Consider the following 26,235-nt stretch of genomic DNA (forward strand, 5'->3'; position numbering starts at 1 on the left):
CATATTAATGTCGTCGAACAGGCCGACAAGATGCAAAAAATCGGCATTTTTCATCAATGAAGAACGCCCCCGTCAGCCGGGCTGACGGGGGCGTGTGTTGCGACAGGGCAGGACGGATCAGTGGCGAGCGCGAGGGCGTTCGGCCGGGCTCACCTGCCGATGCAGAGGGGCGAGCCGCTGCTCAAGCTGCTGGTCGATGGCGCTGCCGAGTTTGAATACCGCCAGCCGCTCGTCCAGGCTGCGCGAAAGTCCGGCCAGCAGCTCGCTCTCCTGGGCCAGCTGGGAGGCAGACTGGGACATCTCCAGCGCCGAGTCGTTGATGCCGCTGACATTGCGGTTCATGTCCTCCGCCACCATGCTCTGCTGCTCCGCCGCGGTCGCTATCTGGGTCGCCATGTCGCTGACGTGCTGGATATGGTTGACGATGAGGGAGAGATCCTGGCCTGCCTTCTCCGACTGGCTGACACTGCTCTCCGCCAGCTTGCGGCTGGCGTCCATGGCGCTGGCGGCGGTCACCGCCCGCTGTTGCAGCTGGGCGATGGTGCTCTGGATCTCCTCTGTGGACTGGCGGGTGCGGCTGGCCAGCTGGCGCACCTCGTCGGCCACCACGGCAAAACCGCGGCCCTGCTCGCCGGCACGGGCCGCCTCGATGGCGGCGTTGAGGGCCAGCAGGTTGGTCTGCTCCGAGATGGCGCTGATGACCGCCGTCACCTCGCTTATCTGCATCACCCCCTCCTTGAGCTGGTTGACCTGCAGGGTAGCCTGCTCCACCTCGGTGGCCAGCGCCTGGATGCCGTGCACGCTGGCGTGCACGTCACGGTTGCCAAGGCCGGCTTCGCTGGTGGCGTCCTGGGTGTCGCGGGCGGTGTTCTCGGCGTGCCCTGCCACGTCTGCGATGGTGGCGCTCATCTCGTTCATGGCGGTGGCGAGCTGGGCCAGCTGATCTCGCTGGCTGTTGACCGCCTGGTTGGTCTGCTCGGCGGAGGCGGCGATGCGCAGGGCTGCATCCGCCACGTTGCGGGCCCCCTGGCTCGCCTCCAGCAGAGCACGGCGAATGGCGTTGAGCCCCTGATTAGTGCAGCTGGCGACGGCGCCCAGCTCATCCTTGCCGTGCACCGGGATGCTCACCACCAGATCGCCGGCGGCCACCTGTTGCATGGCCCGGTTGATCTCGGCCAGCGGATTGACGATGGAGCGGCTGATGGCAAAGCCCAGCAGCCCCATCAGCAGGGTAACCAGCAAGGTAGCGCCCCCCATCAGCTGATACTGGGACCAGATGGTGGCCTGGATGTCCTGCAGCAACACACCGGAGCCGAGGATCCAGCCCCAGGGCTGATAACCGGCCACCAGCGACATCTTCTGGGCCGCCTCGCCGGAGGGGGAGATCCACTTGTATTCCAGCCGGCCGCTGTGGCCCCCTTTGCCGAGATCCACCATCTGCTGCCAGTGGACGCCGGCGGTGGCGGTGCCGCTCTCGCCCATCTGCTGGCCGACCAGCTCGGGCCTGACGGGGTGCACCACCATCCGGCGGTTCTCGTCCAGCACGAACAGGTAGTTGTCGCCGTCAAAGCGCATGCTGTTGAGCATGGCCTTGGCTTCGGCCTGGGCCTGAGGGGCCGGCAGGGTGGCAGCCAGCGTCTGGATCCGGCTCATGGCCAGGTCCAGCACGGCCTGCAGCCTGGCTTCCCGTTCACTCATCAGGTTGCGATGCAGGGCACTGGCCGAGATGAGCAGCAGTGCGATGAAACCGATCAGCGCCAGTGAGAGCAACAGCATCAGTTTGCGGCTCACGGCAATATCACCGAGCTTGAACATAGTCTCTTCCTTAACTTTCCCGTGCGGGTCTGGTGGTGGCCAGTCCGTCGGCTGGCCCTGATTATTTTGTTATTAACATTTAATTAACTTTCAATGGCTTGGGGCTATAAAACGCCAATTGAGCAGTTTGACAATCAGTATAGCCAGCAGACAGAAACCCTCGCTTTTGATAGCGTGATGGCGCGCATCCCGGCGCACTATTTGTCTGCTCAATTTGCAGAAAATGTGAATGAGTTGGCATTTCACCAAAAAGGAGTGGGCGCCCTCGCGGCCGCCCCATAACAAGAGGGAAGTTATGAGTTCCATTGCCAGGAATTATCTCAACCAGCTCAACGCCGACTACCTGCAGGTACACAAGCGCAAGGAGGATCTGTTCTGGTCCACCTACATGGGCACCAGCGACGATCAGGCCGGCTTCACCGCTGCCGAGCAGGCCTACAAGGCGTTCTGCGCCGATCCGGCGCGCCTGCCGGTACTGCGGCAGATGCAGGCCCAGGCCGAGGAGACCGAGCTCAAGCGCGGTCTGGGGGGCTGGATCGCCTTCTTCGAGTGCAACGTCATCGAAGATCCTCAGGCCGCCGCCCTGATGGACGAACTGGTGGCCGCCGAGGCGGCGCTGTTTGCCCGCCGCCGGGAGCTTAAGCTGACCTTGCTGGACGAGCAGGGCCGGCAGGTGGCCGGCAGCCTGCCCGCCGCCAGCACGGCGCTGGCCGCCAGTAGCGACGAGGCGGTGCGCCAAAGTGCGCTCGCCATGTTCCACACCCTGGAGCAGTGGGTGGTCGACAACGGCTATCTGGCCATCGTCGCGCTGCGCAACCGCTTCGCCCGCGCCATGGGTTATCGCGACTACTTCGACTACAAGGTGCACAAGAACGAGCAGATGAGCCCGGCGCAGCTGTTCGCCATTCTCGACGACTTCATCGCCGGTACCGAGCAGCGGCTGCACCAGAGCCTGGCCGAGCTGAAAGCGGCCAAGGGGGAGGCGGCCCTGCTGCCCCACAACCTGCGCTACAGCGTGAGTGGCGACGTGACCCGCCAGCTCGACCCTTACGTGCCCTTCTCCCGGGCGCTGCAGGATTGGGTCGAGAGCTTTCGCCGGCTCGGCATCCAGTACCGCGGCGCAACCCTCACCCTGGATCTGCTGACCCGTGAGGGGAAATACGAGAACGGCTTCTGCCACGGCCCGGTGCCGAGCTTCTGGCAGGAGGGGGAGTGGGTGCCGGCGGTGGTCAACTTCACCAGCCTGGCCAACCCGGCCCAGGTGGGCAGCGGCTGGAGCGGCCTCAACACCCTGTTCCACGAGGGCGGCCACGCGGCGCACTTTGCCAATGTCACCGGCAATGCCCCCTGCTTCTCGCAGGAGTTCCCGCCCACCTCCATGGCCTACGCCGAGACCCAGTCGATGTTCTGCGACAGCCTGCTGGACGATGCGGACTGGCTCAAGCGCTACGCCAGAAACGCGGCGGGGGAGCCGATCCCCGATGCGCTGATCAAGGCGATGATCGAGGCGCGCCAGCCGTTTCGCGCCTTCAACGAGCGCCAGATCGCGCTGGTGGCCTACTTCGAGCGGGATCTCTACGCCATGGACGAGGCCGAGCGCACCCCGGCCGCCGTGCTGGCACTGGCCCGCCGCTGGGAGCGCAAGATCCTGGGAGTGGAGAGTCCGCGCCCGCTGCTGGCCATCCCGCACCTGCTCAACCAGGAGTCGGCCTGCGCCTATCACGGCTATCTGCTGGCGCTGATGGCGGTGGAGCAGACCCGCGCCTACTTCCTCAAACGCGACGGCTACCTCACCGACAACCCGCGCATCGGACCGGATCTGGCCGCCCACTACTGGGGGCCGGGTAACGGCATGACCCATGACGAGACGCTCAGGAGCCTGACCGGCAAGGGCTTCAGCGCCGGTCCGCTGGCCCGGGCCTGCAACCAGAGCGTGGCCGAGGCGTGGCAGCAGGCAGAAGCCTGCATGGCGGCGGCTCGCCAGCGTCCGCCGGTCGGCGAGGGTAAGCCGCTCAATGCCCGCATCCGGGTGGTTCACGGCGACCAGCTTATCGCCGACAATAGCGGTTCCGAAGCGGCCATGCTGGCCGATTTTGAGCGCTGGATCCGCGACCACTACCAGGAGGCGGTCACCAGCCACTGAGGCGCAAGCCGGTGAACATGCGTTATGTCAGACCCCTGCTGCGGCAGGGGTCTGTTTTCATGGGAAGGAGTCGAGGGTGGGAACAACAACGCGGTGGTGGTGGCTTCTGGCCACGCTGCTGCTGACGGGAGGGCAGGCGCAGCCGGCCCGGGCACTGCAGGCGCTGACCGAGCAGATGCCCCCTTACAACTATCAGCTGGCCGGTCAGCCGGTGAGCGGTTTCTCGGTGGATCTGCTGCATGCCCTGCTGGCGCGCAGCGGCCTTGCGCTGCGCGGAGACATCCAGCTGCAGCCCTGGGCACGGGCCTATCAGAATGCCCGCTATCAGGCGGGCAGCATCCTCTTCTCGGTGGCGCGCACCCCGGAGCGGGAGCCGCAGTTCCAGTGGGTGGGGCCGGTCGGGCCGCGCACCATCAGGGTATGGCGGCTGAGCTCGCGCACCGACATCCAGCCCCGCAGCCTGCAGGAGGCGAGCCACTACCGGATCGCCGTGGTGCGCAACTCGGCCTCGGCCCAGCAGTTGATCCGCCAGGGGTTGGCGCCGGTCAGCGTCAACAGCGAGGAGGACAAGTTTCGCATGCTGCTGCGCGGCCGGGTGGATCTGGTGACGGCGCTGGATCTGGGAGCCGCCTTTCACATGCACCAGCTGGGGCACGGTTTGGAAGCGCTCACACCGTTGTTCGTCCATGACGACGGCGAGCAGTACTACTTCGCCCTCAACCTGGCGACGGAGCCGGCCAAGGTGCAGGCCCTGCAGCGGGCCCTCGACCAGATGCGCCAGGATGGTTCGCTGGAGGCGTTGCGCCAGCGCTGGCTCAACCTCCATGCATTGCCGCCCGCCCCGGCCAGCGGGGCGACCCCCTCCTGATGCCGGCCCGGGCTCAGCCCTGGATCTTCAGCACGCTGACCGGTTTGTCCTTGAGCTCCACCAGCAGCTGGCGCCCCGGCAGCTTGTGGCCGTCGATCATGATGGAGCTGTGGCCGAAGTTGGCCACCAGCCGGCTGCCGTCCGAGAAGCGGGTCTCCTGCACCCGGCCTACCCCGTCACGCCAGCGAAAGCCCACCAGCGCCTTGTCCCACAGCGCCTCGTGCAGCGGGCCGAACTGGCGGTCTAGCCTCACCAGCTCCGGCAGCCGGCTCGCCAGCGTGCTGCGACTCAGATTGACCAGCGGCGGCGTGTTGTAGAGCAGGCCGAGCAGGGCGCGCTCCTCCTTGATGCCCGGGAATTTCAGGTTGTCCAGCAGCCAGTGGTGGCTGTTGAGCACGGAGTCGTGGAACACCGCCTGATAGAGGGGCAGCCGATCTGCCGGGTTGAACACTGTCTTCAGGTAGCGCGGCTTGAGCCGGGCGGGCTGGAAGAAGACTTGCGGCGCTTCGTCCGGCCACCACTTGCCGAGGTAGTAGGGGGACTTGGCCTGCTTGCGCATGGCGGCATCGGTCCAACCAAAGCCCCAGCTCTGGATGCCGTGGGCAAACAGCAGCGGCTTGCTGGTGAGGGCGTTGCCATCCTCCGAGCCCAGCACCAGCCCGAGCCGCTCTCCTACCCAGCTCATGCGGGCGTTGCGGTCGGCGATCATCGCCTGGCTACCCTGCTGGTGGGCCGGGTTGTAATCGTTGGATGCCATGGCGGTGCCGTCCACGTCGAGGAACAGGCTGTTGATGCCGCTGGCTTTGGCCAGCTCGCTCATGCGGCTCTTGGCAAACGGCAGGGTGCAGCCCGGGTTGAGATAGACCCCCTCGCCACCAAAGCCCGGCTTGGGCTTGCCGTTGGCCTCGACGATGGCGCAGCGCTTGCCGATCTCCGGCGGCAGCTGGGCGGTGAGCCAGCTGTCGTTGGTGCCGGGCGCGATGGCGGTATCGTAGGAGTCATAGCTGCCCACCAGATAGCCCTGACGCTGGGCTGCGATGAGGGCATAGCTCTGTTGCAGGGCCGCCGTCCATTGTGGGGTGCCGAGCCACAGCTTGCGCAGTCCCGCCTGCTGCAGCGCCTCGATCACCGGCAGCGACAGCCCCTGGCCCCAGCGCTCCTGCGCCACCAGTTGTTCGCCGAACTGGCTCTTGACCCACTGCTGGCGTAGGGCCAGCACCTTGCTCTGGGCCTGCGGACCCTGCTGGGCAGGCAGCGGCAGTTGGTTGGCAATCAGCCGGTTGAGGCCGACCATGATCAGGTTCTGCTGCCAGATTTCGGGATGGGCGGCGGCCAGCGCCTCCTGCTCCTCGTTGTTGAAGCCTTGCAGCCACTCCGGCTTTTGCCGGAGCCTGGCCTGCAGCGCGGGCCAATTGGTCACATCTTGCCGATCGAGCAGATCATCGCCCCACAGGTAGACATGGCTGGCGCCGATCAGCCGTCGCCCGGCGGGGATGCGGGCGACCTTGTCGGCCAGAGACTGCCAGGCCCCCTCGCTCTGCAGCCACGCCCGGTAGCGGCGGGCGCCGGCCAGCCAGTCATCTCCCACGCTCAGCCGCACCACCATAGGCGCCTGCTGGTTGAAGCTGCTGAATTCATGGCTGGCGCTCAGTTGCAGCCGGCCTCCCTGGCGGCTGAAGCGAAGCCGGTTGTCGTAGGGGGTCTGCAGGATCCAGCTGTAGGTTTGCTTGCCGGCATCCTGGCTCCAGAGCGGCAGCTTGAGGTCGTAGTGGGTGTTGAGCTCGGCCAGCTCGTCGCCGACATAGCCGAGCCAGTCGCTGTCGCGCACCGAGAAGCGGCTGCCCTCGCCGAAGGCCAGGGAGAGGTGGGTCTGGTTTTTCGGCAGGCTGAACCAGGCCAGCTGACGGGGACTGTCGCTGACCAGCGTCAGCAAGAGGTCGTCGCCATCCAGCTTGACCTCCACCCTGGCGTCCTGGGCGGGCCAGTGCCAGCTGGCCTGTTGCTCCCCTTGTTGCAACTGATCGACCTGGCGGGCGGGCTGGCCCGCGCTGACCGGGATCTGGTTGACCGAGATGGCCAGGGTATCGGGATCGATGCGGTAACTGTGGGTCTCGCCTTGCAGCGTCAGGGGGCGGCGGCCAGCGGCGCCGCCAGCAGTGAAATCAACAGCCAGCCCAGTGCTGGCGCCCGTATTGGCAAACCGTTCATGCAACATCCTTGACCTGATTGATGCCATCAGGGTACGCCGACGTCCGCCCCCCGGTACAGCCAAATCTGCTTAACCCATATGGGGTGAATGGCCTCATTCAAGCTCTCTTTGGAGCCATTTTCATGTGGCAAAAAAGCATCATTCGAACCCTCTCTAAGCCCCCGCCAGCACTGGCTTGTGCGACTCGTCGTGCGGGGGTGAACCTCCAATGCCCATTTTTTCGACGCCCCATATAGGGGGGTGTCAGCCTGCTTGACGGTTTCTAGCATGCCTGCTCGCTTTGAATGCAATTCATTGTTTTATAAGGATTGTTTTTGATTGGAGTATCAGTATGAAGAGAGCGAAATGGAAGCCTTGGCTGGGGTTGTGCGCCCTCTTGGCCGGGGTGAGCGGCTGGTACCTGTGGCCGCACGCGGTGACGCCCGGTCAGGCGGCAGGGAGTAAGGAGAGCGCAGCGGATAGCGGCCCGCTGGCGGAGCTCACGCCACTCGCCGCCATGCCTGCCCCCGTGCTCAAGCCGGCACCTTCCGGAACCCCCGCCAAGCCGGATCGGCTGCGGGAAGATGGCTGCCAGCAGCTGGAGACCCCGTGGCAGGCGGCCGAGGTGGATGCGGACTTTCCGCTGGCGGAGCCCGGCGATGCGGTCGAGCAGCCCCAGCCGATCGCCCTGCAGGGCAGCGATCTGGAGCGGGCCCAGGTGGGTGACAGCGTGGCCCTGCCGCTACCGGACGGCAGCACCCTGCAGGCCAGGGTGACCAAGGTTGAGCTGCAGCGGGGCGGGGAGCGCAACTGGCAAGGGGAAATTCGGGTCGACGGTGACAGCTATCCGGTCAATTTCACCGTCGGCAAGCAAGCGACTTTCGGGTTCATCGGCACGCCGCAAGGCAGTTACTCCGTCGAGACCCTGGGAGGCAAGGGCTGGGTTTACAAGAACCCGCCGCTGGATCTGGGTCATGGCGGCGATGACGCCCTGATCCCGACTCACCAATAACAACAGAAAAGGAAGATCACATGCAGAAAACCACCTTGGGGATCATGATTGCGGGATTGCTCGGGGCGACCCCCGTGCTGGCGGAAACCATCGACCTGATGGTGCTGCACAGTCCGGGGCTGGCGGCCCGCTATCAGGGGGATGCGCAGACCCGGATCCAGCACATGATCAACGTCACCAACCAGATCTATGCCGCCAGCGGCCTGGATCTGACGGTGCGGGCCGTGCACGACCAGCAGGTCAATTACCCGGATGGCGGCACCGACAAATCCGCGCTCAACGCGGTGACCTACCAACAGGATCCGGCTTTCAAGCAGGTCCCGACCCTGCGCACCCGCTATGGCGCCGACATGGTGGTGCTGATGCGCCCCCAGACCGGTGACCACGGCAGCTGCGGGCTGGCCTGGGTTGGCGGTTCCGCGACCTATACCGATGGCAGCAAGGCGTATGCCGACGGGGATGTCTCCCAGGATGCTGGCAGCATGTTCAGCCATGTCACGGCCACCGGCTGTGGCGACGTGGTGCTGGCGCACGAGCTGGGTCACAACATGGGGCTCAACCACTCCCGCCTGCAAGATGGCACGGGGGGCACTTATCACTATGCGTTGGGGCACGGGGTGCGGGGTTCCTTCGCCACCGTGATGGCTTATCCCTCCAGCTTCGGGGTCTACAGCCACGAGTACAAGTTCTCCAGCCCTGACCTGATCTGCAAGGGGCAGCCGTGCGGCGTGGATTACCGGGATCAGGCCAACGGTGCCGATGCGGTGCGGGCGCTGAAGGTGACGACGCCACAGATCGCCGCCTTCTATCCCACCATGGTGTCGGAAGCGCTGCCGGATCTGGGCGAGCTGGAGCGCTCCCTCGAGACCCGGCGCCAGGACCTGGCGGCGGCTCAGGAGCACTACAGCCAGCAGGTGGCGGCCAGAACCGCCCTGCAGGATCGCCAGCAGACGCTCAAGGGCAACTTTGATCGCTACCAGCGCGAGCTGAGCCAGCTGAACCAGCTGAACCAGCGCAACCGGCAGACGGTGCAGGAGATCAACCGGCTGGTGCGCGAGCACAACAGCTACAACGGCAGCTACGGCCCGGAAGAGTATCGCCGGATCCGCGCCATCCAGGCGAACCTGAGCGCCCGCATCGATCAGCTGCACGATGAGAACAACGCCATCATTCGCCAGTCCAACGAGATCAGCCAGCGCTACCAGGCCGAGGTGAACGAGTACAACGGCAGCTGGGATCGCTACAACCAGCTGGTGGCAGCGGTGAAGAGTGCCGACGGCAAGGTGGACGAGGCGCGCCGCGAGCTGGAGCTGGCCGAGCACAGGTATCAGCTGGCGCTGGCCCGCCAGCCGGCCGAGACGCAGCCGGCCTGATGCAACAAGGGCGCCCCGCAACAGGCGGGGCGCCCTTGATGTCTGTCAGAGGAGCCGACCGGGCAAGCCCGGCCGGCTCCTTATTTTGCTGGCCGACGTCAGTCAGCCCGTTTGGCTGCGGGTTTCGCATTCGTCGACAGCTGGGCGAGGGCGGCCTGCACCGCGGCTGCCAGCTGGGGATCGCGTCCCGCCAGCATGTCGGCCGGGGTCAGCGCCACCTGCACGTCCGGGATCAGCTCCTGATTCTCGTACAGGGTGCCGTCGGGGTTGCGCAGCCCCAGGGTCGGGATGCCGTAGGCAAGACCCGGGATCAGCCTGGAGGTGTGGGCATACACCATGGTGCCGGTGCCCGGCACCGGTTCACCGACGATGGGGCCCACCTTGAGGGTGCGGTAGTACTGGGGAAAGGCCGAGCCTTCCGAGTAGCTGCCCGCATTGACCAGCACCACCGAGGGCTTGGTCCACTGGCGGGTGGCGGCGTCCGTCTCCCCCTTGCCAAGGCGTGGCCAGCTGCGGGCCATACCCTGGGCGCTGCCGCTGCCGGTCAGGAACTCCACCAGGGTGTTGGCCAGATAGCCCCCCTTGTTGAAGCGCACGTCGACGATCAGCGCCTCGCGGTTGCGCTGGCGACCGAGGGCGTCGGCCACCACCTCCTCATAGACGGCGCTGCTCATCTCCGGCAGATAGACATAGCCGACCCGCCCCTGACTCAACTGCTCCACCTGGCTGCGGCGCTTGGCGATCCAGCCGTCGAGCTGCAACTGATACTCCTGCTGCAGGTCGATGGCGGTGACCTCCAGCTGGCTGGGCTCCTTGTCCCCCTTGGGCAGCACAGTGAGCGCCAGCCGCTGGCCGGCTTGGTGGTTGAGCAGGGCATCCAGCTCGTTGAGGCTGTGCAGCTCGGTGCCGTTGACGGCCAGCAGGCGGGCGCCCGGCGCCAGGTCCGTCTCCTGCTCCAGCGGGCCACCGGCCAGCAGGGCGTCGAGCTCTATTGCTCCCTGCCGCTCGCGCCAGTAGCCGCCGAGGCTGGCGGTGTCGTCCGGCATGCGCAGGGAGGGGGCCGGGCCGCTGCCCCAGGTGTGGGAGACATTGAGCTCGCCGGCCAGCTCCGCCAGCAGGTTGCCGAAGTCACGATCGTTGCTGATGCCGGGCAGCAGGCGGCGATAGGCGGCCACATAGCTATCCCAGTCCACCCCGTTCATGTCGGCCCGGTAGAACTCGTCCCGGGTGAGGCGGGTGATCTGATCGAAGGCAGCGCTCATCCGATCCTGCCAGCTGGCGGTGATCAGCAGATTGAAGGGGTGGCTGCTGGCCTCGCCGGAGCGGGTATCGATGAGGGCGATTTCCCCCTCCCGCACCAGAGTGGCGAGGCTGGCATCCTGGTTGAGGCTGGCCTGCGCCGGCCCCGGTTGCTCGGCAAACAGCAACTTGGTTTCCCCTTTGCGCAGATCCTGGGCGTAGCCCTTGATCTCGCTCTCGCCGTTGGCGTCCATCACCTCCACCAGATAGATCAGATGATCGTCGACGATGCGACTGGCGAGGATGGGGCCCTCTGGCTGCAGCTGGAGCGCCTCCCGGTGTGCCAGGCGGTCGGCTTCGAAACCGTAACCGGCTTTGGGCGGCGCCTGTTCGGCGATGAAGTCGCTCTTGGCGGCGCGGCTGCTGTAGAGGCCGAGCAGGCTGCCGCCGAGGGGCTCGCCATCGGCGCCCAGCACACCGTACTTGGTGGACTGCCAGTAGAGGATACCGCCGTCCTGACTCCAGGCAGGAGCGCCATCTCGATAGCCGTTGAGGCTGACGTTGACCGGCTTGGCCTTGGCATCCCGGGTGTCGATGACGGCGATCTCCTGCTGGGCGGAGTCGGGCTGGATGGTCAGCGCCAGGTGGCGCGAATCGGGGGCAAAGGCCAGCTCCACCGCGTGACGGGAGGGGTTGAACTCGGCCGCGACCAGCTGGCGCTGCTTGCCGCTGGCCAGATCCAGCAGATGGACGGCCTGGCCGTCCACCACGAAGGCGAGCTGTTTGCCGTCGGGGGAGAGGGTCGGCACGCTGATGGCGGCGCCCGGGATGGCCAGCAGTTTCTCCTCGGTCAGGGTGCCCGGGTCGCTGAACAGCTTGTCCGGTTGAGCCTTCTTGAGGCGGTACAACGCCGCCGGCCCCTCCTGTTCGGAGAGGTAGAGGAGTGTCTGCTCTTTATCCAGATAGCGTGGCGCCGACTGTTCGCTGGGATGGCGGGTGAGCTGGCGTACCCGCTCGCGCCGGGTATCGACCGCGTAGAGGTCCCCCTGGCTGACCAGGATCACCTCTTCCCCGTCCTGGCGGGCAATGGCCTCGTCGACGGGGCCGGGTTGCCAGCTCTGCTCGGCCGGCACCTTGGCGAACAACGGCTGGATGACGAGCTTGCGCGGGGTCTCGCTGCCAGCATCGAGGCGGTAGAGCTCCCCCTGCCAGGACCAGACCAGATCCCCCTGGCGGGAGGCACTGAGGCCGCGCACCGGGTGGTCTTTGAAGTGGGTGAGCTGGCGATCCTGGCCGCTGGCCAGGTCCCGTTGCCAGACGTTGAAATCGCCGCTGCGCTCGCTCAGGTAGTAGAGCTGCTTGCCCTGCTCGTCCCAGACCGGATCGCTGGCGGCCACCCTGTCTTCGGTCAGCTGGCGATGCTGCTTGCCGTCGAACAACCACAGACGGGAGACGGCGAACGAGTGCTGGTGCTTGCGAAACGGCTGATCCATGCCCGGCATCTGGTAGGCCAGCTGGTTGCCGTGGGGGCGGGCCAGGGTGGCGGGCAGGGGCTGGGCTGGGGTCAGCGGGCCGCCGTCAACCGGCGTCCAGTAGAGGTTGCCGGCCTGATAGCCTTCTGCCACGAAGTGATCGGCGTCGGGGTCGGTCAGGCGCTGGCTGCTCAGCAGCAGCTGCTTGCCGTCGGCGCTGAAGGCCTGGGGCAGGTCGGGGCGCGAATCCCGGGTCAGCCGCACCATCTCGCCGCCGCGGCTCGGCACCACGAACACGTCTTCGTTGCCGTAGAGGTTGGCGGCAAAGGCGATCAGTTTGCCATCCGGCGACCAGAGCGGGCGCTGGCTCAGGTAGTTGCCATCGGTGAGGGGCACTGCGGGGCCGCCATCCCCCGCGCTCAGGTAGACGCGGCCCTGCCAGGTGAAGGCAAGCTGCTTGCCGTCGGGGGAGAGGGCGGGCTCGCGCAGCCAGAGCGGCTCGGCCGCCTGCAGGGAAGAGCAGAGCAGCAGGAGCAGCAGTGAGAGTCGGTATCGCATCGTGAGGTTCCTGAGAGGTGAAAAGCGCCTTATCTTCCCCCAATGTCCCGCCCGGGACTATCCCGAGATAGGGGGGTTATCCCGTTGTTTTGGCAGTTAATTGTAACAATCTATAAAAGATGGCGCGGGATATGTTTCTCTGGATATATTGAGTATTGATGGCGATCCAATATGATGGCGCTCGCCCGCCACTCGAGGCGGTGCAGTTCAGATGATTTGGTAACAGAAAAGCCCTTACCAGAGGCTTGCCGAGGGATGGAATGAGAGCCGTATTACTGTGTTTGCTGGGGCTGTGGCCCGCATTGAGTTTTGCCACCCTGTCCGCCGATATGGTGGTGGTGAAGAAATCGAGTTATAGCCTGACCCTGATGAAGGATGGCAAGGAGGTCAAACGCTACTGGATCGCTCTGGGTCCGGCTCCCAAGGGGCACAAGCAGCGGGAAGGGGATCAGCGCACGCCGGAAGGCCGTTACATCCTCGACTACAAGAAGACCAACTCCAACTATTACAAGGCCATCCACATCAACTACCCGAATCTGGACGACATCAAGGCGGCCAACGAGATGGGTGTGCGACCGGGCGGCATGATCATGATCCACGGTCAGCGCAACAGCATAGGCAACACCCGCCTGCAGCCGTCCAACTGGACCAATGGCTGCATCGCCATGCTCAACAAGGATCTGGACGAAGTGTGGAACGCCATCGAACCCGGCACCCCCATCATCATTCAGCCCTGACCCTCAACAGCGCGCCACCTCCGGGTGGCGTTCTGTTTTTTGGCTCCCTCTGTTTTGCGCCATCCTCTCTTTACCTGCAGCCTCTTGGTATCCGTCCCCGTGCTGTGCTAGTTTTTCCGGCTCGCCGTGGACGCAACAAGGATGATCCCATGCCGTCAGCAACCCGCTCCCGGCCCGTCGGGGCAGAGAGTACCCGCGCGCTCTGGTGGCGCGCCTCCATCGATATTCTGCCGCTCTCCGTCTCGGTGATCCCCTGGGGGATCCTGTGCGGCGCCCTGGCGCTGCAGGTGGGGCTGAGCCCGCTGCAGGCCCAGCTGATGTCGCTGCTGGTCTATGCCGGCGCCGCCCAGCTCTCGGCCACCACTCTGTTCGGGGCAGGCACGCCGCTGCTGCCCATCATGGGCTCTACCTTCGTCATCACCTCTCAGCACCTGCTCTACGGCTTCACCTTTCGCCGCGACGTGCTGCCGCTATCCCTGCGCTGGCGCGCCAGTCTGGCCTTCTTCCTGACTGACGAGATGTTCGCGGTGGCGCTCAAAGACCGGGAGCGCAGCGGTCGTTTCGATCCGGCCTACGCGCTCATTGCCGGCTTCGTCTTCTATCTGTTCTGGAATGTGGCGACCCTGCTCGGCATCGCCGCCGGCCAGTACATCGATGGACTGGATCAGATGGGGCTGGACTTCGCCATTGCCGCCACCTTCATCGCCATGACCATTCCCGCCATGAAGAACCTGCCCATGGTGGCGGCCACCCTGGTGAGCGGTGCCATGGCGCTGCTTACCAAGCCACTGCTGGCGGAGGTCTACATCATCATCTCGGCGCTCTCCGGCATGCTGGTGGGTTATGTGCTGCACCGGATGAGGAGGTAATCATGAGCTGGCTAATGATAGGCCTGCTGGCCCTGATCACCTTCTTCAACCGTTTCGCCTTCTTCTCGCGGCTGACCCGCTATCAGCCGGGTGCCGAGATGGGGGCCTTCCTCAGCTTCTCGGCCCAGTCGGTGCTGACCGCCATCTGGTTGCCCATCGTCTTCAGCTACCAGCCTGGCACTGGGCTGAGCTGGGATCCGGACTACCTGGTCGCCACCCTGCTGGTGACGACGCTGACCCTGCTGCGGCTGCCGACCCTGCTGGTGGTGGTGGTCGGCATGGGGGGCTTCTTCCTGCTGCGCTGGCAGGGGGGCGTGGCCCAGCTGTTGCCCTGGCTGGGCTAGGCCCGTGATCTTGCATGGCGGATGTCTTCATTGGATATCCGCCATGTTGTGAATGTCACTTCAAAAAACACCTCTCAAGTGTGAGGATTTAGCTCCCATTCGTCGAGGAGCGAGCCATGTCCTTCACCGAAACCTGCCAGCGCATCGTGCGCGATCCCCTGCTGTCACCGGCCCAGAAGAGCCATGCCCTGGCGCTGGCCGCCGAGAATGCGCTGCCCTATCCTGAGCTGCCCGCCGAGGTGAGCGAGGCGATGGCCAAGGGCTTTGTCTGCGACATGTTCGAGGGGCACGCCCCCTACAAGCCGCGCTATGTGCTGCCGGATTACGAGAAGTTCCTGCGCCAGGGCTCGGCCTGGCTGGAACTGGCACCGCCGCAGGATTTCGACGAGGCGCTCGATGCTCTGCGCATCCTCTACCACCACGTGCCCTCCGTCACCGGCATGCCGGTCTGGCTGGGCCGACTCGACCACCTGCTGCTGCCCTTCGTCGGCGAGCTGGATGACGAGGCGCTCTATCGCAAGCTGAAGGGGTTCTGGATCTACCTGGACCGGGTGCTGCCGGATGCCTTCATGCACGTGAACATAGGCCCGGATGACAACCGGCTCTGCCGCCTGATCCTGCGCATCGACGGCGATCTCAAGCAGGTGGCCCCTAACCTCACCCTGTTCCACGATCCGGCACAGACCCCGGACAGCCTGCTGCTGCAGGGGGTGAAGAACATCGCGGCCTGCAGCAAGCCTCACATCGCCAACTACCCGCTGCATCGCAACACCTTCGATGAGCGCGGCTTCGGCATCGTCAGCTGCTACAACGCCTTGCCCCAGGCGGGTGGCGCCAACACCCTGGTGCGAGTCTCCCTCAAGCGGGTGGCCGAGCAGGCCCACGGCATCGACGACTTCCTGGGCTGCCTGTTGCCCCACTACTGCCGCCTCGCCTCCCGCCTGATCGAGGCACGTGCCGCCTTCCTGCACCAGGAGTCCGGCTTCTTCGACAGCTTCCTGGTGCAGGAGGGGCTGCTGGAAGAGGATCGCTTTGTGCCCATGTTCGGCATCTACGGCATGGCCGAGGCGGTCAACCTTCTGATGGACAAGGAGAATCTGCCGGAGCGCTACGGCCGTGACGAGGAGGCGAACCAGCTGGGCTACCGTATCTCGGCCCAGCTCGCCCGCCACGTGAGCGAAACGCCGCAGCGCAACGCCTGGGGCGGTCGCGCCCTGCTCCACTCCCAGGGCGGGCTCAGCGTGGATCGCGGGGTGACCCCCGGGGTACGCATCCCCTATGGCGAGGAGCCGGATCCCGCCAGCCACGTGCTGGCACTGGCACCCCACCACGGCTTCTATCACTCCGGGATCAGCGAGATCCTCACCCTGGATCCCACCATCCGCCAGAACCCGCAAGCGCTGCTGCAACTCTGCAAGGGGGCGCTCGCCATCGGCATGCGCGAGTTCACCGCCAACGTGGCCGACAGCGACCTGGTGCGGGTGACCGGCTACATGATCCGCAAGAGCGACGTGGCCCGCTTCGCGGCAGAAGGCTCACGGCTGCAGACCACCAGCCTCGGCGCCGAGGCGAGCGAGCTGACCGGGATCCGCCAGCGTGCACCGCGGGTGGTGGGGCGCGAGGCGACCCTGTGTGACTACTGAGTGCGGCAGGCGGGCAGGGGCGGCGCGCAGCGCGACGGTGAGCCGCTGGCTGCCCTTCTCCTGCGTGGACGGCCCCGGCAACCGGTTGGTGCTGTTTCTGCAGGGCTGCAACTTCGCCTGCCCCGGCTGTCATAACCCGCACACCATCGGCCTCTGCGATCACTGCGGTGAATGCGTGCCCGGCTGCCCGAGCGGGGCGCTGACCCTGCACGAGGGGCGGGTGAGCTGGCAGGCGGCACGCTGCACCGACTGCGATGCCTGTCTCGATGCCTGCCCCCGCAGCGCCAGCCCCAAGACCGCCACCATGACGGTGGCCGAGGTGCTGGCCCTGCTACGCCGCTACGGCCCGCTGCTGACCGGCATTACCGTCTCCGGCGGTGAGGCTACCACCCAGCTGCCGTTCGTGATCGCGCTGTTCACCGCCATCAAGGGGGCGGCGGATCTGGCCCATCTCGACTGCCTGCTCGACAGCAACGGTTCACTCGCCGAGGCTGGCTGGCAGCGGCTGCTGCCGGTGCTGGACGGCGCCATGATCGATCTCAAGGGGTGGCGCGACTCTGTGCATCATAAGCTGACCGGCTATGGCCGCGAGCGGGTGCTGGCCTCGCTGCAACTGCTGGCGCAGGCGGGCAAGCTGGCGGAGGTGCGCCTGCTGCAGGTGCCGGGGCAGAGCGATTATCTCGCCGCCGACGGCACGCTGGAGGGCGGGCTCGCCACCTTCTTGCGCGCCCTTGGGTCCGTTCCCATCCGCCTCAACGGTTTTCGCCATCACGGGGTGCGCGGGGCGGTGCAGGACTGGCCAGAGGCGACGCGTGAGGAGCTGGAGCAACTGGCCGCTGCGCTGGCGGTGGCCGGGCTCGGCCCGGTCAGCCTGCCGCCACTGCTCTGAGTAGCCGGATGCTAATCAACTGATCGCAAAGGGATTTGATACTACAAGGCAAGATTGGACGGCGAACCGAGCGGTTCGGCGTGGCTTTTTTGCTGCCTGAGTCTTGAGATGACGTAACTGTGATTGCTGTCTATTTGAGCTCTGCGAGGTGGCGGCTAGAATGGGTCAATCGCCCACCATCAACAGACGAACATGAGTGAATCCAACGCCTTATATCGAGTGCAGTTCATTTGTCACAACGAGCGTTACGAAGTCTATGTCAGGGAAGTGAGCCAGGGTCAGCTGTTCGGCTTCATCGAGATCGCCAACTTCGTGTGGGACAACCACACGGCGCTCATCGTCGACCCCAGCCACGAGAAGTTGAAGAGTGAATTTGCCGACGTCAATCGCACCATGATCCCCATGCACCACGTGCTGCGGGTCGATCAGGTGCGCAAGCAGGGGGCCGCCCGCATCACCGAACTGGGCAACAACGTCTCTCCCTTCCCCAGCCCCATCTACACCAAGAAACCCTGACACCCGCCATGTCCGGGCCGGCGTATGGTGCCCGGCCAGCGTGTGCCGGGCATGGTCGTCCTCATCCTAGCTCGCGGGCCAGTTGCAGGATGCGCTGGCGGAACCAGCGCCGGGCCGGCTCTTCTCCGGCCGGGCCGTACCACACCAGGCTGTGGGTGACGGCGCCGTAATCGAAGGGAACCGGCCTGCTCACCAGAGCGTGGGGGGCCGCCTGCTCGGCCCAGCCACCGATGGCGGTGAGGATCAGATCGCTCTGGCGCAGCAGGGCTGCCGCACTGCCAAAATCCGGCAGGATGGCGGCGATCTGCCGGCGCACCTGCAACTGGGCCAGGCTCTGTTCGAAGAAGGGGTTGGCCAGCTCCTGATCGCGAATGGCGATATGGCGCCAGCTCAGGTAGGCATCGAGATCCCAGGATCGCGCCAGCGCCGGGTGATCCGCGCGCAGCAGGCAGACCAGCTTGTCCTCGCGCAGAGTCTCCCACACCAGCCCTTGCTGGCGGGGCAGAGGCTGGCTCTGATCGTGGGGCAGGATCACGAAGTCCAGCTTGCCCGCCGCCAGCGCCGCCAACCCCTGCTCATCCTTGTTGCGAATGTCGGGCACCAGGCCCGGCACCTCGCGCATCAGCTGCGCCAGGATGGGCCCCATGGGCCAGACCATGCCGCTCTCGCGCAGGGCGAATTTCAGCTGCCCCTGCCAGCTGGCGGGATCGAACCCGCCCTGGCCGGTGAGGCCGTTCAGCTCGCTCAGCAGCCGGTGCAGGGTAGGGCCGAGCCGCTCGGCGAACGGGGTCAGCAACAGCTGGTTGCCCTGGCGGTAGAGCAGCTGATCGCCGAGCAGATCCCGCAGCTGGTTGAGGGTCTTGCTGACGGTGGAGGGGGTGGTGCAGAGCCGCTCGGCGGTGCGGGTGACGCTCTGGCTGTCGAGCAGCAGGTGCAGGGTAACCAGATGACGACCGCCGAGGCGGGAGAGGGCAATGAGATCCATAACGGTTCCACAAGCAAACGGGACAAACAAAAAGCCCCGCCTGAGCGGGGCTTGCGGGGATCAGCCCTTGAGCACGGCGGCCATGGCGTCCGCCACGTAGTCGACATTGCGGCTGTTGAGGCCTGCTACGCACATGCGACCTGAGCGCACCAGGTAGACGGCGAACTCCTCGCGCAGGCGATCCACCTGCTCCGGGGTGAAGCCGGTGTAGCTGAACATGCCGCGCTGGTTGATGAAGTAGCTGAAGTCACGGCCCGGCACCTTGGCGCTCAGCACCTCGAACAGCTTCTCGCGCATCGCCTTGATGCGGGTGCGCATCTCGGTCACTTCATCGACCCAGAGGGCGTGCAGGCTGGCATCGTTCATCACCGCAGCAGTGATCTGGCCGCCGTGGGTGGGGGGCTGGAGTAGTTGCGGCGCACGGTGGCCTTCATCTGGCCCAGCACCCGGCTCGCCTCTTCGGCATCCTGGCAGATGACCGACAGACCGCCACAGCGCTCGCCGTAGAAGGAGAGGTTCTTGGAGAAGGAGTTGCTGACGAAGAAGCTGACGCCGGCGGCCACCATGGCGCGAATGGCGTAGGCATCCTCTTCCAGCCCGTCGCCGAAGCCCTGATAGGCGATGTCCATGAAAGGAATGAGATTCTTCTCGACCACCAGCGCGATCACCTGATCCCACTGGGCACGGGAGAGATCCACCCCGGTCGGGTTGTGGCAGCAGGGGTGCAGCAGCACGATGCTTTTCGCCGGCAGGCTGCTCAGGCAGTCGATCATGGCGTCAAACTGCACGCCGCCGGTGGCTGCATCGTAGTAGGGGTAGTCGTGCACCTTGATGCCGGCGCCCTCGAACATCGCCTTGTGGTTGTCCCAGGTGGGATTGCTGACCCACACCTCGGAGGTCGGGAAGTAGCGCTTGAGCAGATCGGCGCCGATCTTCAGGGCGCCCGAGCCGCCGATGGTCTGGATGGTGGCGATGCGACCCGCCTTGACCGCTTCATGGTCGGCGCCAAACAGCAGGTGTTGTACCGCGGTGCGGTAGTTGGCGGCGCCTTCCATCGGCTGGTAGGGGCGCGGGGCCGGGGCGGCGGCGCGCTGGGCTTCGGCCTGCTGTACCGAGGCCAGCAGCGGAATGCGGCCCTGCTCGTCGTAATAGAGGCCGATCCCCAGGTTCACCTTCTGCTCGCGGGTGTCTTTGTGGAAGGTCTCGACCAGGGTCAGGATGGGGTCGCCAGCATAGGCATCGACGTGTTCAAACATGGGGGGTCCTTGCGAAATGGAATCCAGGGTATGGCGATCAATGATCGGCGGTCATCATGGCGTAAAGCCGGCGAGGGCTCAAGTCTGAAAGGGGCGGGGGCCGTGGGGCCGACGCCGCCCAGCCGTAAACGGGATGATGCGGGGCTACGCATGGCCCCATCCACCGGCTTTACTTCAGATAGGATCGCAATACCCGCACCACCTGATCCAGATCCTCCAGCCGCTCGGCCGGGGTCGCCTCTTCGGCGCCGAGGTGCTCGCGCATGTGGCCCTCCAGCACCTCCAGCATCAGGCCGTTGACGGCGCCGCGAATGGCCGCGATCTGCTGCAAAATGGCTGCGCAGTCGCTCTCCTGCTCCAGCGCGCTCTCCAGTGCCCCTGCCTGCCCCTTGATGCGGCGCACCCGCGCCAGCAGCTTCTTCTTGCCGTGAATGGTGTGTGACATGCAGGATCCTCTCGATCAATAAAACTATACTGGGGTATAGTATATTGCATTATCGTCCTCAGGAGAAATCCATGTCATCCCTCGCCTCATCCCACTGCCACCAACCCGTCGTCCACGAAGGGAATCCGCTGGCCGAACAGAAGACCCGCTGGGCCGTGCTGCTGACCGTCATCATGATGGTGGCGGAGATCGGCGGCGGCTGGTTCTACAACTCCATGGCGCTGCTGGCCGACGGCTGGCACATGAGCTCCCATGCGCTGGCGCTCGGCCTGTCGGTGCTGGCCTACCGCGCCGCCCGCCACTTCGCCCGCGACCACAGATTCAGCTTCGGTACCTGGAAGATCGAGGTGCTGGGGGGCTTTACCAGCGCCCTCTTGCTGGTGGGGGTGGCCGGCATGATGCTGTTCGAGTCGGTATTCCGGCTGCTGGATCCCAGCCCGATCCACTACCAGCAGGCCATCGTCATCGCCATCGTCGGCCTGCTGGTGAACCTGGCCTGCGCCGGGCTGCTCAAGGATGATCACGGCCACCACCATGGGCACGGTCACGACCACCATCATGATCATCACGACCACGCTCACCCGCACGATCATGGCCAGCATCACGGCCATCAGGATCTCAACCTGCGCGCCGCCTACATCCACGTGCTGGCGGATGCGGCCACCTCGGTGCTGGCCATTCTGGCGCTGGTGGGGGGCATGCTGTGGGGGGCCGACTGGCTGGATCCCCTGATGGGCATAGTGGGGGCCGGGCTGGTGGCGGTGTGGGCCTGGGGCCTGCTGCGCGACTCCGGCCGGGTGCTGCTGGATGCCGAGATGGACGCGCCGCTGGTGGCGGAGATCCGCGAGGTGATCGCCGAGCTGCCGGACGCCGAAGTGCGCGATCTGCACGTCTGGCGGGTGGGCCAGCAGCAGTACGCCTGCGTGCTCTCTTTGTTGATGGCGGCGCCGGTTTCCGCCAGCGAGATCCGCGCCCGGCTCGCCATCCACGAGGAGCTGGTGCACGTCACCATAGAGGTGAGCGCCGCCTGATCCTGGCCGGTTGGTCGCATGCAACAGCAGGAAGGGGTCAAGGCCCCTTTCTGTTTTTCTGGCTCAGTGCGGCTGGCCCTGCACATCCTCCGGTTTGTGCTGCCAGATGGCGCCGAGCAGCAGCTTGAGCAGCAGCTCGGGCGGGTTGTCCAGCAGCCGGCCCGATTCCAGCAGCAGGTGGCCGTCGGCCCGAAAGCCGAGGCTGGCGTGGATGGTGCCCTCCTCGCCGCACACCTGGATCAGCCCGCTCAAACTGCCGCGCTCCCCCGGTTGGCAGCGCAGCCGCAGCTCCCGTGGCTCCCCCAGCAGGGTGAAGGCGCGGGCGAGGGGCGGGGTATCCTCATAATCCGGCCAGTTGAAGAAGTGGTACTGCTCGGCGAGCGTCCCCGCCTGCTGACAAAATTGGTCAAACAGCTGGGCAATCTCTTGATACTCCAGGTCCAGCCGCCTGGCCTGCTCCTCAATCCGCTTCATCTTTCGTGGCTCCCTCTCTCTTGCCGCATCCACTTATCCATTTGATCGGAAATCAATTTTTCCAGACATCATGGCTCTGCCCGCAGGTATGTGCCGAATCGGTCGGCAGGTCTGTGAGCCCGATCCGATTTTCGTTATGAAAACGTTATCTTGTTGAAAGCGGTTAACTTTTTTGCCCCTCTGCTCACATTTGAAACGATTTCTGCTGATTAATATGGCACCGCTCGGCAATGACCGGGTACTCGGATATCGAGACTAACTACAGCGGGAATTATAAAAAATGGATATGAAAAAGACCAAAGTGGCGCTGGTAACAGCCTCACTGCTCGCGCTTTTGTCCGGCTGCAATGACAACAGCTCCTCCCCCTCCACCCCTGACCCCGCGGACGGCCCCGTCGCCCGTCTGCCCAATGTGCAACCCCCTGCCGAGCAACTGGTGGCCGGTCCCGATCAGGCGGTGATCGCCCTGGTGGATACCCAGACCAGTGCGGCCCGCGGGGTCAGTGGCCCCTTCGCCAACTACAGCCTGCACCTGTGGAACAACGATGCCTGCAGCGCCACCGCCGAGAGCGGCCTCAACGCAGGCTGGGATGACAAGGTCAACACCCCGGCCGCGGCTGACGGCTTCGGCCCGAGCTGGGTGGTGCCCCTCAGCAAGCTGGAAGGCTGCATCAACTTCATCGCCCGCAACGGCGATCTGGCCAACCTGACCGGCAGCGACATGAAGGTGGTCTTCAGCGATCACCCGGACCGCACCGTGGCCATCGTCGCCGGCAAGAACGAGATCTTCGGCAGCCGCGCCGAGGCCTTCACCGCCGCCTTCGGCGTGGCGGGCGCCAGTGCCCACCTGATCGACGGCAACACCCTGATCTGGCAAGGGGGCAAGGACAAGCCCCATGTCCGCCTCTATTACACCGAGTCCGGCACCATCAAGGCCAACGCGGAAGGGGTGTTCGACTTCCCCTATATCACCCTTACCCCGACCAGCCTGACCGCCGAGCAGCAGGCCAAGTATCCGCATCTGAAAGATGCTGCCGCCTTCGCCCTGCCGGCTGGCAAGGACCTCAAGCCGCTGCTCAAGGGTGAGCTGGTGGCCATCGGCACCGATGCCGACGGTATTCTGCAGGGGGCGACCCTGGTGCAGAGCGCCGGCGCCCTCGATGCTCTCTACAGCGAAGCGGCCACCAAGCTGACTTATGGCGCCGTGGTCGAGGGGGGCAATGTCACCTTCCGGCTGTGGGCGCCGACCGCCAGGTCGGTCAAGCTGGCGCTGTTCGACGGCCAGCACAAGCCGCTCGGCGAGCGCACCATGACCCTGGACGAGGCCAGCGGCAGCTGGAGCGTGCAGGGCGGCAGCGAGCTGGTGGGCAAGTTCTACCGCTACGACATCCAGGTCTATCACCCGGTCAGCCGCAAGCTGGAATCCTATCAGGTGACCGACCCCTACTCCCTGAGCCTGGCGATGAACTCCGAGTTCAGCCAGGTGGTGGATCTCAATGATCCGGCCCTCAAGCCAGAAGGGTGGGACAGCCTGAAGGCGCCCCACAGCCAGCAGAACCCGGCCGACATCACCATCTATGAGGCCCATGTCCGCGATCTGACCGGCAACGACGACTCTACCCCGGCCGAGCACCGCGGCAAGTTCCTCGGCCTGACCGATACCGACACGGCGCCGGTCAAGCACCTGCAGGCGCTGGCCAAGAGCGGCGTCAGCCACCTGCACCTGCTGCCGGTGTTCGACATCGCCACCGTGAACGAGGATCCGGCCAAGGTCGCCAACATCAGCGACGACTTCGGCAAGCTGTGCCAGGTCAACCCCGAGGTGCAGAACTCCAAGTTCGCCGGCTACTGCAGCAGCGGCCAGACCATCGAGGCCGTGCTTGGCGATCTGCAAGGAAGCGACAGCAAGGAGAACCCGCAGGTGCAGGAGCTTTACGGCTATCTGCGCGGTGTCGACTCCTTCAACTGGGGTTATGACCCCTACCACTACACCACCCCGGAAGGCTCCTACGCCACCAACGCCGAGGGCAGCCAGCGCATCCTGGAGTTCCGCGAAATGGTCAAGGCCATCAAGCAGAACATCGGCATGAACGTGGTGATGGACGTGGTCTACAACCACACCAACGAGGCGGGCCTGGGGCCCAAGTCGGTGCTCGACAAGATAGTGCCCTGGTACTATCAGCGCCTCAATCCGGAGACCGGCTCGGTGGAGAACTCCACCTGCTGCTCCAACACGGCGCCGGAACACGCCATGTTCGCCAAGCTGATGGATGACTCCCTGGTCACCTGGGCGCGCGACTACAAGATCGATGCCTTCCGCTTCGACTTGATGGGCCACCACCCGAAAGATCAGATGGTGCAGGCGCTGGCCGCGGTGAAGCAGGTCAACCCCGAGATGTACTTCTACGGCGAGGGCTGGAACTTCGGCGAGGTGCAGGATGACAAGCGCTTCGTGCAGGCGACCCAGAAACACCTGGCCGGCACCGGCATCGGTTCCTTCTCCGACCGGCTGCGGGATGCGGTGCGCGGCGGCAGTCCGTTCGACGGCGGCGACACCATTCGCAAGACCCAGGGCTTCGGCAACGGCGCTCTGGTGGATGCCAACGAGATGGACGGCGTCGATCGCGCCACTGCTCTGCATCAGGCCGATCTGGTGCGCCTCGGCATGGCCGGCAACCTCAAGGACTTCATCCTGACCGACAAGGACGGGATGCCGAAGAAGGGCTCCGACATCGACTACAACGGTCAACCGGCGGGCTATGCCCAGGATCCGACCGAAATCCAGAACTACGTCGACAAGCACGACAACCAGACCCTGTTCGACAACCTGATCTACAAGGCGCCACAAGGGGCCGATCTGGTGCGGATGCAGGGGGTATCGCTCGCCACCGCCATGCTGGGGCAGGGCATTCCCTTCACCCACGCCGGTGTCGAGCTGCTGCGCTCCAAGTCCATGGAACGGGACAGCTACGACTCGGGTGACTGGTACAACCGGGTCGACTATACCCTGGCCGACAACAACTTCGACAAGGGGCTGCCGCGCAAGGACAAGGATGGCGACAACTATCCGCTGATCGAGAAAGTACTCGGCAAGCACGTCAAGCCGAGCGGTGCCGACATAGCGACCATGGTGGGCTTCTATCAGGAGCTGGCCGAGCTGCGTCAATCCTCCCGTCTGCTGCGTCTGGGCAGCGGTGCCGAGGTGATCAAGCGGGTCGACTTCCGCAATACCGGCCCGGATCAGGAGCCCGGCCTCATCGTGATGACGGTGGATGACGGCATCAATGCGGGGGCGGATCTGGATCCGGCCATCGACGGTTTGGTGGTGATGATCAACGCCACCAATGCTCCCCAGAGCATCAGCGACTTCCGTGACGGCAACGATCAGCCCATCGACCTGACCAGCCTGCAGTTGAGCCCGGCCCACCACGGCGGCGAGAGCATCGCCCGTGATGCGGCCGTCAATGGCGGTACCCTGACCCTGGGTGCCTGGTCGGCGGCGGTGTTCGTCAAGCCGCAGAGCGGTGCCCAGGGCACTGGCCTGCCGGTCGGCAAGAAGACTGATCTGAGCACGGTACCGCCGTTCGGTGACACCGCCGTCTATCTGAAGGGGTTCCTCAATGAGTGGGGCAACACCAACCAGATGACCTTCAGCAGCAACTTCATGTACGAGTTCACCACCGAGGTGAGCAGCGACAAGCTGGGCACCACCAACGTCAAGATCGCGGATGCCAGCTGGGGTCCCCTCAACTACGGCAGCTGCAATGCGGGTGACAAGCTGGTGATCGGCACCCCGCTGACCCTTTGCAAGGGTGGCGATACCGGCAACATCGGGCTCGATCTGGCCAAGGCGGGCAGCTACAAGTTCGTGTTTACCGCCATGAACAAGGACAAGCCCACCCTGAGCGTCAGCTTCACCGAGCCGGTGCAGAGCTGCAAGGTGCTGGACACGGTGGCGGGCAATCCGCTCGGCTACAACCTGTTCGTCAAGGGCGAGCTCTCCGGCTGGGCCGCTCAGCCCCAGTACCAGTTGAGCTACAAGGGGATGGACGGCGATCTGGCCATCTATCAGGCGGCCTTCAACTACACCGGTAGCACCGAGTTCAAGGTGGCCAACGAGGACTGGAGCAAGGAGTACCTGCTCAACGGTGGCGGTGCGGTGACGGCGGAGACGGGTTATGCCATCGGCTTCTCCCAGCCGGGTAGCGCCAACAACAGCATCACCTTGCCGCAGGGCTTGTGGAGCGTGCTGGTGAAGGTTGACCCGGCCGGCACCAAGGCCGGTACCGCTGTGATCCAGGAGTGCAGCGCCAAGTAGTCATTCCCATCGAGCCCGGGGCTGGCTCGGCACCCCAGGGTTGAATTCCACCTCGCCAAG

General features: G+C 65.2%; 17 protein-coding genes and 2 pseudogenes. 12 read left to right on the top strand and 7 right to left on the bottom strand.

Annotation, left to right across the window (positions count from 1 at the left end):
* Window positions 1-117: 117 nt before the first annotated feature.
* Window positions 118-1,815, bottom strand: coding sequence for a methyl-accepting chemotaxis protein (locus tag ACPDZI_RS02410; protein WP_438833939.1), 1,698 nt, complete (start codon window positions 1,813-1,815; stop codon window positions 118-120).
* A 295-nt stretch (window positions 1,816-2,110) separates the two neighbouring features.
* Here ACPDZI_RS02410 and ACPDZI_RS02415 point away from each other — a divergent pair, with 295 nt between their 5' ends.
* Together ACPDZI_RS02415 and ACPDZI_RS02420 are read left to right on the top strand one after the other, a co-directional pair.
* On the top strand, window positions 2,111-3,958 hold the full coding sequence (locus ACPDZI_RS02415) for a M3 family metallopeptidase (RefSeq protein ID WP_438833940.1): 1,848 nt from the start codon (window positions 2,111-2,113) through the stop codon (window positions 3,956-3,958).
* Between the two features lie 76 nt (window positions 3,959-4,034).
* Window positions 4,035-4,826, top strand: a complete 792-nt coding sequence (locus ACPDZI_RS02420; RefSeq protein ID WP_408755942.1) for a substrate-binding periplasmic protein — start codon at window positions 4,035-4,037, stop codon at window positions 4,824-4,826.
* Between the two features lie 13 nt (window positions 4,827-4,839).
* Here the strand turns inward: ACPDZI_RS02420 and ACPDZI_RS02425 are convergent.
* Window positions 4,840-7,034: pseudogene (locus ACPDZI_RS02425) on the bottom strand (glycoside hydrolase).
* 332 nt (window positions 7,035-7,366) lie between these two features.
* Here ACPDZI_RS02425 and ACPDZI_RS02430 point away from each other — a divergent pair.
* Window positions 7,367-8,026 carry a hypothetical protein gene (locus tag ACPDZI_RS02430; RefSeq protein WP_438833941.1) on the top strand — a complete coding sequence of 220 codons (660 nt, stop codon included), beginning with the start codon at window positions 7,367-7,369 and terminating at the stop codon, window positions 8,024-8,026.
* Between the two features lie 20 nt (window positions 8,027-8,046).
* On the top strand, window positions 8,047-9,399 hold the full coding sequence (locus ACPDZI_RS02435; protein WP_438833942.1) for a M12 family metallo-peptidase: 1,353 nt from the start codon (window positions 8,047-8,049) through the stop codon (window positions 9,397-9,399).
* Between the two features lie 98 nt (window positions 9,400-9,497).
* Here ACPDZI_RS02435 and ACPDZI_RS02440 read toward each other — a convergent pair whose 3' ends face one another.
* Window positions 9,498-12,668, bottom strand: coding sequence for a S41 family peptidase (locus ACPDZI_RS02440; protein WP_438833943.1), 3,171 nt, complete (start codon window positions 12,666-12,668; stop codon window positions 9,498-9,500).
* Between the two features lie 260 nt (window positions 12,669-12,928).
* On the opposite strand from ACPDZI_RS02440, the gene ACPDZI_RS02445 reads away from it, so the two are divergent.
* From ACPDZI_RS02445 to ACPDZI_RS02470, 6 genes are all read left to right on the top strand, one after another.
* Window positions 12,929-13,405, top strand: a complete 477-nt coding sequence (locus tag ACPDZI_RS02445; RefSeq protein WP_005308598.1) for a L,D-transpeptidase family protein — start codon at window positions 12,929-12,931, stop codon at window positions 13,403-13,405.
* Between the two features lie 149 nt (window positions 13,406-13,554).
* Window positions 13,555-14,274: an AzlC family ABC transporter permease gene (locus tag ACPDZI_RS02450; protein WP_076361533.1), complete on the top strand. Its 720-nt coding sequence runs from the start codon at window positions 13,555-13,557 to the stop codon at window positions 14,272-14,274.
* Window positions 14,275-14,276: 2 nt separating this feature from the next.
* Entirely contained in the window at window positions 14,277-14,618 is a 342-nt protein-coding gene (locus tag ACPDZI_RS02455; protein WP_194759863.1) for an AzlD domain-containing protein, read from the top strand.
* Window positions 14,619-14,734: 116 nt separating this feature from the next.
* Window positions 14,735-16,261: a YjjI family glycine radical enzyme gene (locus ACPDZI_RS02460; RefSeq protein WP_276844903.1), complete on the top strand. Its 1,527-nt coding sequence runs from the start codon at window positions 14,735-14,737 to the stop codon at window positions 16,259-16,261.
* 37 nt (window positions 16,262-16,298) lie between these two features.
* A complete protein-coding gene (locus ACPDZI_RS02465) occupies window positions 16,299-17,150 on the top strand; it encodes a YjjW family glycine radical enzyme activase (protein ID WP_429044996.1) in 852 nt (283 codons plus the stop codon).
* Window positions 17,151-17,342: 192 nt separating this feature from the next.
* Window positions 17,343-17,666, top strand: a complete 324-nt coding sequence (locus ACPDZI_RS02470) for a DUF1820 family protein (RefSeq protein WP_011704589.1) — start codon at window positions 17,343-17,345, stop codon at window positions 17,664-17,666.
* A 61-nt stretch (window positions 17,667-17,727) separates the two neighbouring features.
* On the opposite strand, the gene ACPDZI_RS02475 is transcribed toward ACPDZI_RS02470, so the two are convergent.
* The 3 genes and pseudogenes from ACPDZI_RS02475 to ACPDZI_RS02485 all read right to left on the bottom strand — a co-directional run bounded on the left by ACPDZI_RS02475 (window position 17,728) and on the right by ACPDZI_RS02485 (window position 20,352).
* A complete protein-coding gene (locus ACPDZI_RS02475; RefSeq protein ID WP_017408990.1) occupies window positions 17,728-18,651 on the bottom strand; it encodes a LysR family transcriptional regulator in 924 nt (307 codons plus the stop codon).
* Window positions 18,652-18,711: 60 nt separating this feature from the next.
* Window positions 18,712-19,907: pseudogene (locus ACPDZI_RS02480) on the bottom strand (aromatic amino acid transaminase).
* A gap of 169 nt (window positions 19,908-20,076) precedes the next feature.
* Window positions 20,077-20,352: a metal/formaldehyde-sensitive transcriptional repressor gene (locus ACPDZI_RS02485; protein WP_005308614.1), complete on the bottom strand. Its 276-nt coding sequence runs from the start codon at window positions 20,350-20,352 to the stop codon at window positions 20,077-20,079.
* 71 nt (window positions 20,353-20,423) lie between these two features.
* Here ACPDZI_RS02485 and dmeF point away from each other — a divergent pair, with 71 nt between their 5' ends.
* Window positions 20,424-21,383, top strand: a complete 960-nt coding sequence (gene dmeF / locus ACPDZI_RS02490; protein WP_263680507.1) for a CDF family Co(II)/Ni(II) efflux transporter DmeF — start codon at window positions 20,424-20,426, stop codon at window positions 21,381-21,383.
* A gap of 63 nt (window positions 21,384-21,446) precedes the next feature.
* On the opposite strand, the gene ACPDZI_RS02495 is transcribed toward dmeF, so the two are convergent.
* Window positions 21,447-21,857, bottom strand: coding sequence for a hypothetical protein (locus tag ACPDZI_RS02495; RefSeq protein WP_024944600.1), 411 nt, complete (start codon window positions 21,855-21,857; stop codon window positions 21,447-21,449).
* Window positions 21,858-22,137: 280 nt separating this feature from the next.
* Here ACPDZI_RS02495 and pulA point away from each other — a divergent pair, with 280 nt between their 5' ends.
* Window positions 22,138-26,175 (top strand): pullulanase-type alpha-1,6-glucosidase, encoded by a 4,038-nt coding sequence (pulA, locus tag ACPDZI_RS02500; RefSeq protein ID WP_438833944.1) that lies wholly within the window; start codon window positions 22,138-22,140, stop codon window positions 26,173-26,175.
* Window positions 26,176-26,235 lie beyond the last annotated feature (60 nt).

It is taken from the genome of Aeromonas oralensis, assembly GCF_049665575.1.
Classification (GTDB): Bacteria; Pseudomonadota; Gammaproteobacteria; order Enterobacterales; family Aeromonadaceae; genus Aeromonas; species Aeromonas hydrophila.